Annotated in this window: 12 protein-coding genes; 8 read left to right on the top strand and 4 right to left on the bottom strand. The window is 69.0% G+C overall.

Features of this window, described 5'->3' with window-relative positions; genetic code table 11:
• Positions 1 to 39: 39 nt before the first annotated feature.
• Together FBF36_RS06190 and FBF36_RS06195 are read left to right on the top strand one after the other, a co-directional pair.
• Positions 40 to 1140: an NAD(P)/FAD-dependent oxidoreductase gene (locus tag FBF36_RS06190; RefSeq protein ID WP_009395573.1), complete on the top strand. Its 1101-nt coding sequence runs from the start codon at positions 40 to 42 to the stop codon at positions 1138 to 1140.
• Between the two features lie 72 nt (positions 1141 to 1212).
• Entirely contained in the window at positions 1213 to 1527 is a 315-nt protein-coding gene (locus FBF36_RS06195; RefSeq protein ID WP_009395572.1) for a hypothetical protein, read from the top strand.
• A gap of 73 nt (positions 1528 to 1600) precedes the next feature.
• Here FBF36_RS06195 and FBF36_RS06200 read toward each other — a convergent pair whose 3' ends face one another.
• The 4 genes from FBF36_RS06200 to FBF36_RS06215 form a co-directional block, all read right to left on the bottom strand.
• Positions 1601 to 2581, bottom strand: a complete 981-nt coding sequence (locus tag FBF36_RS06200; RefSeq protein ID WP_009395571.1) for an aldo/keto reductase — start codon at positions 2579 to 2581, stop codon at positions 1601 to 1603.
• Positions 2582 to 2604: 23 nt separating this feature from the next.
• Positions 2605 to 2826, bottom strand: coding sequence for a sulfurtransferase TusA family protein (locus tag FBF36_RS06205; RefSeq protein WP_009395570.1), 222 nt, complete (start codon positions 2824 to 2826; stop codon positions 2605 to 2607).
• Between the two features lie 77 nt (positions 2827 to 2903).
• Positions 2904 to 3989 carry a YeeE/YedE family protein gene (locus FBF36_RS06210; RefSeq protein WP_009395567.1) on the bottom strand — a complete coding sequence of 362 codons (1086 nt, stop codon included), beginning with the start codon at positions 3987 to 3989 and terminating at the stop codon, positions 2904 to 2906.
• Positions 3990 to 4378: 389 nt separating this feature from the next.
• The gene (locus tag FBF36_RS06215; RefSeq protein ID WP_225792481.1) at positions 4379 to 5308 is read right to left on the bottom strand and encodes a RecB family exonuclease; all 930 of its coding nucleotides are present in this window, start codon (positions 5306 to 5308) and stop codon (positions 4379 to 4381) included.
• Positions 5309 to 5464: 156 nt separating this feature from the next.
• Here FBF36_RS06215 and FBF36_RS06220 point away from each other — a divergent pair, with 156 nt between their 5' ends.
• The 6 genes from FBF36_RS06220 (at position 5465) to pafA (ending at position 12893) form a co-directional block, all read left to right on the top strand.
• Positions 5465 to 6586, top strand: a complete 1122-nt coding sequence (locus tag FBF36_RS06220; protein ID WP_050792652.1) for a CBS domain-containing protein — start codon at positions 5465 to 5467, stop codon at positions 6584 to 6586.
• A gap of 114 nt (positions 6587 to 6700) precedes the next feature.
• Positions 6701 to 7801, top strand: coding sequence for a tRNA (adenine-N1)-methyltransferase (locus tag FBF36_RS06225; protein WP_009395562.1), 1101 nt, complete (start codon positions 6701 to 6703; stop codon positions 7799 to 7801).
• On the top strand, positions 7794 to 9488 hold the full coding sequence (gene arc, locus FBF36_RS06230; protein WP_050792655.1) for a proteasome ATPase: 1695 nt from the start codon (positions 7794 to 7796) through the stop codon (positions 9486 to 9488). Before FBF36_RS06225 ends, arc begins: the two co-directional genes overlap by 8 nt.
• Complete coding sequence (locus FBF36_RS06235) at positions 9485 to 11164, top strand: proteasome accessory factor PafA2 family protein (protein ID WP_138137294.1); 1680 nt, start codon at positions 9485 to 9487, stop codon at positions 11162 to 11164. The genes arc and FBF36_RS06235 overlap by 4 nt, the downstream gene beginning before the upstream one ends.
• 59 nt (positions 11165 to 11223) lie before the next feature.
• On the top strand, positions 11224 to 11442 hold the full coding sequence (locus tag FBF36_RS06240; RefSeq protein ID WP_009395555.1) for a ubiquitin-like protein Pup: 219 nt from the start codon (positions 11224 to 11226) through the stop codon (positions 11440 to 11442).
• A gap of 2 nt (positions 11443 to 11444) precedes the next feature.
• Positions 11445 to 12893: a Pup--protein ligase gene (gene pafA / locus FBF36_RS06245; RefSeq protein ID WP_009395553.1), complete on the top strand. Its 1449-nt coding sequence runs from the start codon at positions 11445 to 11447 to the stop codon at positions 12891 to 12893.
• Positions 12894 to 12900: the final 7 nt, after the last annotated feature.

Below are 12900 nucleotides of genomic sequence, written 5' to 3' on the forward strand. Positions count from 1 at the left end.
TTCGCAACTTCACCCTCTCATCACCGGAAGGAACATAATATGGCTCGCGTCACCATCGTCGGCGGTGGATACGGTGGCATCACCGCCGCCAAGGCCCTCGACGACGTCGCCGAGGTCACCCTCGTGGAGCAGAAGGACACCTTCGTCAGCCACGCCGCGGCGCTGCGTGCGGCGGTCGATCGTGACTGGGCGGAGAAGATCTTCCTGCCCTACGACCGGCTTCTGACCAACGGGCGCGTTGTTCACGGCACGGTGCTGACTGTGCGAGGCGCCACCGTCGAGGTCTCCGGTCACGGGCAGATCGAGGCCGACTACCTGGTGCTGGCCACCGGGACCGCCTACCCCTTCCCCGCTAAGCACATGGAGTCCTCCTCCGTCATCGCCAAGGCCCGTATCGAGCGCGTCCACACCAACCTCGAGCAGTCCTCGCGAGCGCTCATCGTGGGCGCCGGCGCCGTCGGTATCGAGCTGGCCGGCGAGATCACCTCGGCCTTCCCGGACGTCAAGGTGACCATGCTGGAGGCCGCCGACAGGATCCTTCCCGCCGGCGACTACAAGCCGGAGATCCGTGAGGCCATCTCCGACCAGCTCGCCCAGCGCGGGGTGGAGATCATCACCGGTGACTCTCTCAGCTTCCTGCCCCCGGTCGACGTCGGCGTGCTCTCTCCCTTCCGGGTCACCACCGAGAACGGGCGCCAGCTCGAGGCCGACATGTGGTTCCGCGCCTACGGCTCGGCGGCCGCCACCGGATTCCTCGGCGAGGACTACGACGAGGTGCGCCACTACGACGGCACGATCCGTGTCGATGAGTACCTGCGAGTGGTGGACCACCCCGGTGTCTGGGCCATTGGCGACATCACCGACGTGCGCGAGTCCAAGCGCGCCGACGCCGCTCGGGCCCACGCTCGAGTCGTCGCCAGCAATATCGCCGACATCATCGCGGGTCGGGAGCCCTCCGCGACCTACACGCCCGGAGCCGAACGGATCATCCTGCCCCTGGGGCCCGACGGCGGCGCCTCCCAGATCCTGCGTGACGGTGTGCGCGTCGTCGTCGGCCCCGAGGAGACCAGCAAGATCAAAGGAGAGGACCTCTTCCTGGGCTTCATCCGTCAGGAGCTGGGAGTCGATCCGGAGGCGTGATCGCGCGCGACGCGGCCCGGCAACGCCGTTTACCTGTGCGCTGTGCGAGGGATAGCCGGTAGTGTGTCCTGCATGACGAACGATCCGCGGTCCGCGCTCAACCGACTCATTGCCGCCTTCGAGGCGCACCTGGACGCTGCCGCGACTGGTGATGAGCTCTCCCCGGCCGTGGTCGCGGCCGAGAACGCCCTCCAGGACGCCTTCTTCACCTATGACGACTCGCTGTTCACCGCTTACGGCATCGAGCTCCCCTTCGAGGCCTTCGACTCCGACGGCGACGAGGAGGATGATGATGACGACTATGACGACGACGGTGAGTACGACGAGGATGACGACGACTACGACGATGACAGCGATGATGACGAGGACTATGACGATGAGGACTGACTGAGGTCCGTCGATTGTCCATCGTCCAGTGCGGGGTCCGCGCCAGGTGTGCGGACCCCGCACTTCTCTGTGCTCAGAAGCGCTCGGGGTAGCCGAGCTGCAGGGAGGTGACCTCGTCCAGGGCGTGTCGGATCTGGACCGGAAGCTCCAGGTCGTCGGCCGCCAGGACTCCCTGGAGCTGAGCCGGAGTGCGCGCCCCCACAATGGTTGAGGCGATGCCGGGGGCGTCGCGGGCCCAGGCGAGCGCGACCTCGGCCGGCTTACGGTCCAGGCCCGAGGCGGCAGTGGCCACGGCCTCGACCACACCCCGGTGCACGTCACCCAGGTAGGGGGATACGTAGGAGCGCAGGTGAGGTGAAGCTGCCCGTGAGTCCGGTGGGATCGTCGCCCGGTACTTGCCGGTGAGCACGCCCCTGCCCAGGGGTGCGTACCCCAGGATGCCGAAGCCCAGGGCCTGCGAGGCGGGCCGGAGCTCGCGCTCGATGCCCCGGGAGAGCAGCGAGTGCTCCACCTCGACGGCCGCCAGTCCCGAACCCCGGCCGCACTCACTGAGCAAGTCATGCATGCGCACCGATGCCCAGGCCGGGTGGTTGGCGATGCCCACGTACCGGGTGCGTCCGGAGGAGACGGCCAGGCTCAGAGCGTGGGCCGTCTCCTCCAGGGAGGTGCTGGGATCCGGCACCTGGACCAGCAGGAGGTCCAGGTGGTCGGTGCCCAGCCGGGCCAGACTGGTGTCGAGTGTGTCCAGCAGCGAGCCGCGTGAGGCGTCGGCCACCGAGGACCGCTCCCCGGTGCGCCAGGTACGCACCCCGGCCTTGGAGACCAGGACGAGGTCCTGCCGATCCACGTGCTCGCGCAGGAGCGCACCGATCACCTCCTCGCTGACGCCCTCGCCGTAGGAGGCGGCTGTGTCCACGAGGGTGCCTCCGGCGTCGAGGAAGACGTCGAGCTGTTCCTTGGCCTCGAGATCATCGGTGTCTCGGCCCCAGGTCATCGTGCCCAGGCCCACGGAGGACACGCGCAGGCCGGTCTGGCCGAGTCTCCTGTGCTCCATAGGCCTAACCGTAGCGGCTCGGTCTACTTGCGCACGGTGATGGTCCAGGCCGCGTCGCCGGTGCGCTCGAACTCGGTGACGGTGTAGCCGTTGTCGGCGGCCCAGGCGGGCAGTGTCTGAGTCCCCTGGGTGCAGTCAAAGCCGATGACGAGCTCGTCGCCGGTGCTGAGCTCTTCCATGGCCTCTTCCGCCTCGATGACGGGGAAGGGGCAGACCTGGCCGGTGGTCTCCAGAACGGTGCGCATGAGTCTCTCCTTGATGCATTGTGATGACGGCGCAGGGTGGGGGTGAGTGGTGTGGTTGCTGTGGTGCAGGTGCGGTCTCAGACAGTGGCGGGCACACGCGAGGCGGCGCGCTCGGCGCGACGATGCTGCCGGGGGCGGATGAGCAGGAACCAGGCGGCCGCCCCGACCCCCAGCACCTGGAAGACGAGCGCGATCCAGCCCTGCCATGACAGGAGCGAGGTCTGCACCAGGGCATTGCCGATGGAGCAGCCACCTGCCCAGACGGCGCCGATCCCCATGAGGACCCCGCCGGCGATGGAGCGCTGAATGACCTGGGCACTGGGCACCCGAACCCGGAACTCCCCGGAGGCCTTGGCTGCGACGTAGGAGCCGAGCAGAATACCCAGGACCAGGAGCACGCCCCAGTCGAGCCGCTTGGCGTCACCGGTGACGATGAGGTTCACCAGGTTCGACGACGGTGTCGTGATCCCGAGCCCGTCCGGGCGCCCCGAGGCCCAGGACGCGGGCCAGGCAATGACGGCGACGACGCCAACGAGGAAACCGGTGACCAGAGGGTTCCACTGCTTCTCCAGCAGCAGGTGAGCCAGTCCCGTACGCTGTGCGGGAATCTGGATCTGAGTGGGACGGCTACGCTCCAGGACAACGAAGCGGTGCACGACGACCCCGGTGATGCTGGCCAGAATGACGACGCCGCCCCAGCTCGGCAGACCGATGGTGGCCGGAATGGTGGTGAGGTCGGTGACCCACAGCCCTTTGACCCAGGTCGTCACCCCTGACAGGAGTCCCGTCTTCGACGCGGCCGCGGTGGTGGCATAGGCCATGAGCGCGAACCAGGAGCCGACCAGGCCCTCTCCGGCGCGGTAGTAGGTCCCGGTGGCGCAGCCTCCAGCCAGGACGATCCCGACTCCGAAGAGGAAGGAACCGACAACGGTGGCGACTACTGACAGCTTGGGGATCTCGGGGGTGATGGAGCCCGCTCCGGTCAGGACGACGACTCCGACCGCCTGAACGGCGATGGCCAGCAGGAAGGCTGTGAACCAGCGCCAGGAGCGGGAGACCCACAGGTCGCGGAAGGCTCCGGTGATGCAGAAACGGCCTCGTTGGAGGATGAAACCGAGGACGGCTCCAACGACGAGCCCAGTGAGAATGGCGGGTGACGGCACGGTGTGGTCCTTGTCCGGCTACTGCTTTCAGGCGCAAGCAGCCTGCGTCGGGGACCGGTGACGCGGCACGGGTGAGGAAAGACAGAGACAGGCCACGTCATCCGGTTGGGGAGTGAGGTGGAGGCCTGGCTGGACGTGGCTGATGAGGCGCCGTCTCAGGAGCGCCGGGAGCCGGGGAGAACGATCTGTCTGAGACCGCCTCAGAACGCCCGAACCAGGCAGCGCATACACATACCGGCTCCGCGCGAGGCGGTGCGGGTTGTGTGGGCCTGGACGACGTTCATGTGCTTCTCCGTGGGGAACTGGGAAGTCCGTGGTGACGGTTGTCAACCGTCACGGACTGTAACCGATGGCTTCTCGCCATGGCAATTCCGGAACAGTGGCTGAGATCAGGCAGCAGCGCGGCGGGCACTCAGGAGACGGGCGATCCCGTCGTCGGGCACCTGCGGCGTGGTGCCACCGAAGAGCGGGCACTGGGCCTGGAAGGCGCACCAGTCGCACAGCCGGGAGCGGCGGGGGCGGAAGAATCCGGTGCGAGCGCAGTCCTCGACCTCATCCCACAGGTGCATCAGGCGCGTCTCGGTCCGCTCCAGCTCGGGCAGGCGAGGATCGTGAGTCAGGACCCGTCCGTCCTTGAGATAGACCAGCTGGAGGCGGGCCGGCGCCCGCCCGCGCAGGCGCCACAGGACCAGCGCGTAGAAGCGCATCTGGAACAGCGCGTCCTCCATGAAACGCGTGCCGGGACTGCGGCCGGTCTTGTAGTCGACCACTCGCATGGCGCCGTCAGGTGCCACGTCCAGACGGTCCACGAAGCCCCGCAGGAGCAGGCCGTCACCGGTCTCGGTCTGGACGAAGAGCTCGCGATCGGCCGGTTCCAGGCGTTGGGGGTTCTCCAGGGTGAAGTAGGTGCGGATGAGTCCGCGGGCCTCCTCCAGCCAGGTCTCCACCCGGCTAGCGTCCTCGAACAGGTCCATGACCTCCGGGTTCTTCTCCCGGTGGGAGGCCCACTGCTCGGGCAGGAGGTCAAGCGCCGCCTCAGGGCGGCGATCTGAGGCCGGAAGATCGTAGAGCCGTTCCAGCACGCCGTGAACCACGGTGCCCTTGTGGGTGGCCAGTGATCCGGGCTCGGGGAGGCGGTCGACCGTGCGCAGACGGAACATGAGCGGGCACTGCATGAAGTCTTTGGCCCGGGAGGGGGACAGGGCTGCTCGGCGTCCACCGCCGGACCCTCCTCCCGGACTGCCACTGGCGCCCGGACCGGTGGGCCTGACGCCGGCCTGAGGTGATGGGCTGGAGACGGTGTGCGGCTCAGGGAACATGGGCACGACGCTACCGCGAGGAGGTGACGCGGTGTCGGATCTGTCCGGGGGAGACGAGCCTTCCTCCACAGGCCGGGCCCGCGGGCACGGACATCTGCGGCTGTGGCCCCCGAGTGAATGCGGCAACCGGCTTCCGACGGCGTTAGGCTCGCGCCCATGTCTGCCCCCACATCGAATGGCGAGTGGGTCATCGCCCGCATCGGCGGCGCCCCCGTCGTCATCTCGCCGACCTCCTTCCTGCTCGGCCTGCTCATCGCCGGCAGCTGGTACCCGCTGGTCTCCTCGGCCCTGGGTGCCTTCGGGACCACAACGGTGCTGCTGGTGGTGGTCTCCACGGTGCTGGGCGTTGCGGCATCGGTCCTGCTGCATGAGCTGGCCCACGGGCTGTCCGGCACTCTCATGGGCAGGCGCCCCACCCGTTACGAGCTCTACCTGTGGGGCGGACGCACGTCCTTCGGACCGGCACGCGACTGGAACGCCTGGAAGGACCTGGTCACCTCCCTGTCGGGACCGGCCACCAACCTGCTCCTGTGGCTGATCGGAACCCTGATGCAGGAATCCGTCCGTCTGTCGGTCCCCGTGGCCTTCACGGTGTGGGCCGTGACCCTGGTCAACCTGGCCCTGGCCATCTTCAACGCCCTGCCGGGTCTTCCTCTCGACGGCGGCTACGCCCTGGCCGCGCTCGTGGTCCAGGTGACCGGCAACCGCCGGCTCGGTCTCAAAGTGGCCGGCTGGGGCGGGCTGGCGGTGGTCGGTGGTGTCGTGTGGTGGTGGATCCTGCGCCCACTCGTGCTGTACGGCCACCAGCCCGACGCCTTCAACCTCATCCTGGTCGTCATGGTGGGCTGGTCGATCGTGGCCTCCAGCTGGCAGGTCCTCGAGCTCGGGGGAGGCGCCCGGGCCGCCTCGAAGCTGGACCTGCACGAGCTGGCCCGCCCTGTACGCGTCGTCGCCCCCGACACGCCCGTGTCCCGGGTTCGTGAAGCGCTGGCGCAGGGAGCCGCACTCGTCCTCGTCACTGACGGGCCCGAGCTGGTGGGCATGATCGATGAGGCCGCCCTCCAGGAGCTCGGGCTGTCGAACGCAGCAGGCTCGGCCCCCGTGGCCGGAATGACTGCGAGGCAGATCTGCACGGTGCTGCCGCCCGCAGCGGTGACGACTGACCTGAACGGTCAGGCGGCCGCTGACGCCATGAAACGGGCCCGGGAGGTCTCACGCTGGCTGGTGCTCGTGGATGCGGGGCACCTGGTCGGCGCGGTGCCCACCGGCGCGCGCTGAGCAGCTGTGCCGTAGCGCGGCATCGATCCGCGTCCCACGGTTGGGTGCCGACGCAGCTATCTGTAGGACGGACCCTGGTGGCCCATCGCGGCACACTCACTAGACTTCTCCGTGATGAGCCAGTACGAGCCCGCCCCTGAACCCGCTGCGTCCGAAGCGCAACCGCCCACCCAGAGCCCCGCCCCCCAGGAGACCCTGGGACAGGCCGGCCGCCGTGGCCCGTTCCGCTACGGTGAGCGCATCCAGGTCACCGACACCAAGGGCCGCAAGAACACCTTTCTGCTCGACCCCCACGGCTACTTCCAGTCCGTGCGCGGCTCCTTCCACCACAGGGATGTTGTCGGCATGGACGAGGGCAGCGTCATCGAGACCGACACCGGTCACGAGCTGCTCCTGCTGCGCCCGCTCCTGGCCGACTACGTCCTGTCCATGCCTCGCGGCGCACAGGTGGTCTACCCCAAGGACTCCGGTCAGGTCATCGCGCTGGGGGACATCTTCCCCGGCGCCCGCGTCCTGGAGGCAGGTGTCGGCTCCGGGGCCCTCACCATGAACCTGCTCTCCGCCATCGGGGAGAGCGGCCACCTGCTGTCCATCGAGCGCCGCGAGGACTTCGCCCAGATCGCCGCCTCCAACGTCGACGCCTGGTTCGGCCGCCACCATCCCGCCTGGGAGCTGCGCACCGGGGACTTCGCCGACGTCGTCGCCGCCCGGGTGGAACCCGGCAGCATCGACCGGGTGGTCCTGGACATGCTCGCCCCCTGGGAGAACGTCGAGGCCGCCTCCTCGGCCCTGGCCCCGGGCGGGCTCTTTCTGGCCTACGTGGCCACCGTCACCCAGCTTTCCCGCACCGTGGAGGCCCTGCGTCACAGCGGCCTGTTCACCGACCCCGAGTCCTGGGAGTCCATGGTGCGCACCTGGAACGTCGACGGGCTCGCCGTGCGCCCCGACCACCGCATGGTGGCGCACACCGGCTTCCTGCTGACCGCCCGTCGCCTGGCCGCAGGCTCCCGGCCCTTGACCCGCAAGCGCCCGCCCGCCCGCGGTGCCTACGACGAGGGCGGCTACTGGCTGCCCGATGACGTCAAGGAGCGCACCAGCACTGACAAGAAGGTCCGCCGTGTTCTGCGTGACTGCCGGGCCAAGCAGCCCACCGACGCCACACCCGTTCTCAGCGGGAGCGCGGATGACGGCCAGGACGGCGCTCACCATGTCTGAGACGTCTGCGGCCGACGCCGGTAAGGCTCAGCCGCTGGAGATGCCTGCCGCGGACTTCATCAGCCACCAGCTGCGTGAGGCCCGCGCCCAGGCCGTCGGCCTGGCGGCCAAGAACGAGCGCCTGGTGGCCGCGCTGGGCACCGCCCGCGAGCGCATCACGGAGCTCGGCCAACAGCTCGATGCCGTCACCCGGCCCCCGGCCACCCTGGGACTGCTCACCGGCCTCCCCCACATGAGGGATGCCGGAGACGGCCCCGCGGGCGCCGCCCAGCCCCGCGAGGTCGCCGTGAGCCTGTCGGGCCGCCAGATGCTCCTGCACGTCCACCCCGGCGTCGATAACACCGAGCTGCAGGTCGGGCGGCGCGTGGCCGTCAACGACCAGATGCTCGTCGTCGCCACCCTCCCCGAGCCGGGCACCGGTGAGGCCGTCACCCTCGAGGAAAGGCTCGATGACGCCCGGGTCCTGGTGACCACCGGCGCAGGAGGGACCCGGATCCTCACCCTGTCCTCAGCTCTTGGCCGCATCGCCGGGACCGGTGAGGGGCTCAAACCCGGAGACACCCTGGCCGCCGACCTGCGCGCCGACGTCGCTACGACTCTCATCGAGCGCACCAGCGTGGAGCAGCTCGTCGTGGCCGAGACACCCGACGTCTCCTGGTCGGACATCGGAGGCCTGGGGCCGCAGATCGAGCAGATCCGAGACGCCCTCGAGCTGCCCTTCACCCACCCCGAGCTCTTCCAAGCCTACGGCCTGCGCGCCCCCAAGGGCCTGCTGCTCTACGGCCCACCCGGATGCGGCAAGACCCTCATCGCCAAGGCCGTGGCCACCTCACTGGCCGGCTCTCCCAGCACCTCCGGCGTCACAGGGCGCCCGCCCGCGTTCCTCAACATCAAGGGCCCCGAGCTGCTGAGCAAGTTCGTCGGTGAGACCGAGCGGCAGATCCGCGCCATCTTCGACCAGGCCCGCAAGGCCGCCGCGGAAGACCGGCCGGTGGTCATCTTCTTCGACGAGATGGAGGCCCTCTTCCGCACCCGTGGCAGCGGCGTGTCCTCCGACGTCGAAACCATGATCGTGCCCCAGGTCCTGGCGGAGATCGACGGCGTGGAGTCCCTGCGCAACGTCGTCATCATCGGGGCCTCCAACCGTGAGGACATGATCGACCCCGCCATTCTGCGCCCCGGGCGGCTGGACGTGAAGATCCGCATCAACCGGCCCGATGCAGCCGGTGCCGAGGAGATCCTCGCCCGTCACCTCACTGCCGACCTGCCCCTGGCTCCGGCCGAGCTCGCGGGCCACGGAGGAGACCGCGAGGCCACCGCCGCCTCCCTGCGCCGCGTCGTCGTCGAGGCCCTCTACGCCCGCAACGAGGCCACCGCCGTCCTGGAGATCACCGAGGCCCACGCGGCCAGTGGCACCTCCACCCGCGTCCTTCACCTGGCCGACCTGACCAGCGGCGCCATGCTGGCCGCCATCGTCTCCCGCGCCAAGACCGCCTCCATCAAGGATGAGCTCGCCGGGGGAGAGGGCGGACTGAACGCAGCCAGGCTCCGCTCGGCCGTTGAGACCGAGGCACGGCAGAACGAGGAGATCACCGGCGCCACCACCTTTGAGGGGTGGGCACGTCTCATCGGCGCCCGTACCTCGCAGATCCGCAGCGTGCGCAGGCTCGGTAAGGAGAGCACATGAACGACGTCGGTTTTCAGCCCGGTCCGGTGACGCGCCCCGTCGGCCTGGAGACCGAGTTCGGGGTCCTGCACCCGGGTGACGCCTACGCCAATCCCGTGGTCCTGTCCACCCGGGTGGTGGAGGCCTACTGCACCGGTGCCGGCGTGCCCACGGTGCGGTGGGACTACGAGGGAGAGGATCCACTGGCCGATCTGCGTGGTGGCAGGTTGCAGCGCTCCGCCGCTCACCCCAGCCAGCTCACCGACGACCCTGCTCGCCCAGCGCCGTCGGGCGACGCACCACCGGCCGATGCGGGGGAGGGGGCCGACCCTCCGCCGGCCCCCTGGGGCTCACGCGCCCGCCCCAGTGCCGCCGAGGCGGCGCTTCCCCGGGCGACGACGGCGGTCCTGGTCAACGGAGCCCGCTTCTACGTCGACCACGCCCACCCCGAGTACTCCTCACCCGAGGTCCTCACCCCCCGCGACGCCCTGGTCTGGGACCGCGCCGGCGAGGTGGTCGCCAGGCGCGCCATGAAAGCCCTGAGCGACGGGGACGGCGGGGCCGGGACATCCGCGGAGATCGTCCTGTACAAGAACAACGTGGACGGCAAGGGCGTGGCCTACGGCGCCCACGAGAACTACCTCGTGCGACGCGACGTGCCCTTCGAGGAGCTGGCCGCGGTCCTCACCCCCTTCCTCGTGACCAGGCCCGTCCTCGCAGGTGCCGGGCGGGTGGGCATCGGGCAGCGCAGTGAGCGCCCCGGATTCCAGATCAGTCAGCGCGCGGACTACGTCGAGTCCGAGATCGGCCTGCAGACGACCTTCAACCGCCCCATCATCAACACCCGCGACGAGCCGCACGCCGACAGTGCCCGCTGGCGCCGCCTCCACGTCATCAACGGCGACGCCAACCGCTTCGACGTTCCCATCTACCTCAAGGTCGCCACCACCGATCTGGTTCTGTGGTTCCTGGAGCAGGCGTACGCCGAGAACTCCAGCCGGTTCACGGAGGCTCTGGATCGCCTCAGAGACCTGGCCATCACCGGCGACCCCGTCGAGGAGCACTGGGCCCTCTCTCACGACCCCACCCTTTCCCACGAGCTGCGCACCCGGGGCGGGGCCATAGGCGCCCCGGCGATTCAACGCGCCTTCCTCGACGCCGTCACTCCGGCCGTCATACATTCCGGAGACGCCCAGGCCAGCAGCGCCCTGACTCTGTGGCGCCAGGCCCTCGACGCCCTCGAGCAGTGGCGCCGCAACGGATCCGGTCCGGCTGCTCAGATGCTGGAGTGGGTCGCCAAGTACGAGCTCTGTGAGGGACTGCGCCGCAGGTCGGGAACCGCCTGGGACGATCCCCGCCTGGCCGCTCTCGACATCCAGTGGGCCGATCTGCGCTCGGGACGCTCGATCGTCGACAAGCTTGACGCCGCCGGCAGGATCCATCGGCTGGTCACCGACGCGGAGGTTCAGCGCGCGGCCGACGCGCCCCCCGAGGGCACGCGTGCCGCCATCCGCGGAACCGCCATTCACCGCTACTCGCAGATCGTGGGCGCCTCCTGGACCTGCCTCCTCCTCGACGTCCCAGGCGCTCCCGAGCTGGCGCGTCTGCGCCTGCCCGACGACGTGATCGTCGGCTCCGATGAGACGGCGACCATCCTGGAGGAAATTGGTCGCCGGGCGGCACCTGAGAGACACTGAGCCTCACAGTGCCCTCACCAACGGTGCGCTGCTCGAGAGGACTGCAGAAGGAGCAAGACATGACGCCGCAGCACGCCAGTCAGTCCCATGGACAGGTCCGTCGCACCGGCATCGAGACCACTGCTGCAGACACTGACGAGCAGGTCGGCGCTGGGACGCGGGCCTCGTCAACCACGCAGGTCAGCGACGTGGACAGCATCCTCGATGAGATCGACTCGGTCATCGAGACCAATGCCGCAGCCTTCGTCCAGGGCTTCGTCCAGAAGGGCGGCCAGTGAGCATGAGCGGCTCACGGCCCGTGGCGCGGCGCATCATCGGGGTGGAGACCGAGTACGGCATCACCTGCGCCCCCACCACCGACGGCCCACCTCCCATGGACGCCGACCACGCTGCCCGTGAGCTCTTCGATCCCGTGGTTCAGCGCTCGCGCTCCTCGAACGTCTTCACTCGCGGGGGTGCTCGCCTCTACCTGGACGTGGGTTCCCACCCCGAGTTCGCCACCGCCGAGTGCGACCGCCTTGAGGACGTGCTCGCTCAGGACCGCGCCGGCGAGCTCGTCATGGCCGATCTCGCCGAGCGGGCCAATGCCCGCTTGGCTGCCTCAGGTGTTCCCGGGAGGATCCACCTGCTGAAGAACAACCGCGATGCTGAGGGCAACGGCTTCGGGTGCCATGAGAACTATCTCGTGCGCCGTCGTGGAGACTTCTGGAACGATGCCCGCACCCTCGTGCCCCACCTGGTGACCCGGCAGATCCTTGTCGGTGCCGGCCATATCGCAGGAGACGGCGATACCCGACCCGCAGGCAACGGGCTCAGGGACCTCAGGGACTACGTCTTCTCCCAGCGGGCCGACCAGATGTGGGACGCCGTCTCCTCAGCCACGACCCGGGCCAGGCCGCTGATCAACACTCGGGACGAACCGCATGCCGATGTCGAGCACTACCGGCGCATGCATGTCATCGTCGGGGACTCCAACATCGCTCAGGGATCCACCTTGCTCAAGGTGGCGGCCATGGACCTGCTCCTGGACTACCTGGAGCACGGGGGAGACCTCAGTGACCTGGCCCTGGCCGATCCCATGAGGGCCATCCGCGACACCTGCCATGACATGAGCGGAGGGGCGCTCCTGGAACGCGTCGACGGACGGACCATCACGTCGTTGGAGATGCAGGCCGAGCACCTCGGACGTCTACGCAACCATATCGCGCAAGACATCGAGATCACTGCTCTCCACAAAGCCGCACTGGATCTGTGGGAACGGGGGCTCGAGGCCCTCCGCCTGCAGCAGCCCGACCGCGTGGCGACGGAGCTGGACTGGGCGGTCAAGCACCAGCTGCTGACTCGCTACTGCCAACGGCACGACACCGATCTGACTGATCCTCGGGTGACCCGGTTGTCCCTCGCCTATCACGACGTCTCTCCCGGTCAGGGGCTGCGTCAACGTCTGGAGGGTGCCGGTCTCCTGCGCCGATTCGTCGACGATGAGACCTGCCGCCGGGCGGTGGATACCCCGCCCGCGACGACGCGTGCGCGCCTGCGTGGCGCGGTCGTCGCCAGGGCCGAGGACCTGCGCTGCGATCTGAGTGTCGACTGGGTGGGTGTTCGACTCGACGACGGCGTCTGCTCACCTGTTACCCTGAGTGATCCCTTTTGTGCCGTGGACGAGCGTATCGATGCACTCCTGGAGAGCATGGAGCGCTCAGCAACCGCTCTTCCCAACGGGGTGTGAACGGTGA

Source organism: Actinomyces sp. oral taxon 171 str. F0337 (assembly GCF_005696555.1).
GTDB lineage: Bacteria > Actinomycetota > Actinomycetes > Actinomycetales > Actinomycetaceae > Actinomyces > Actinomyces oris_E.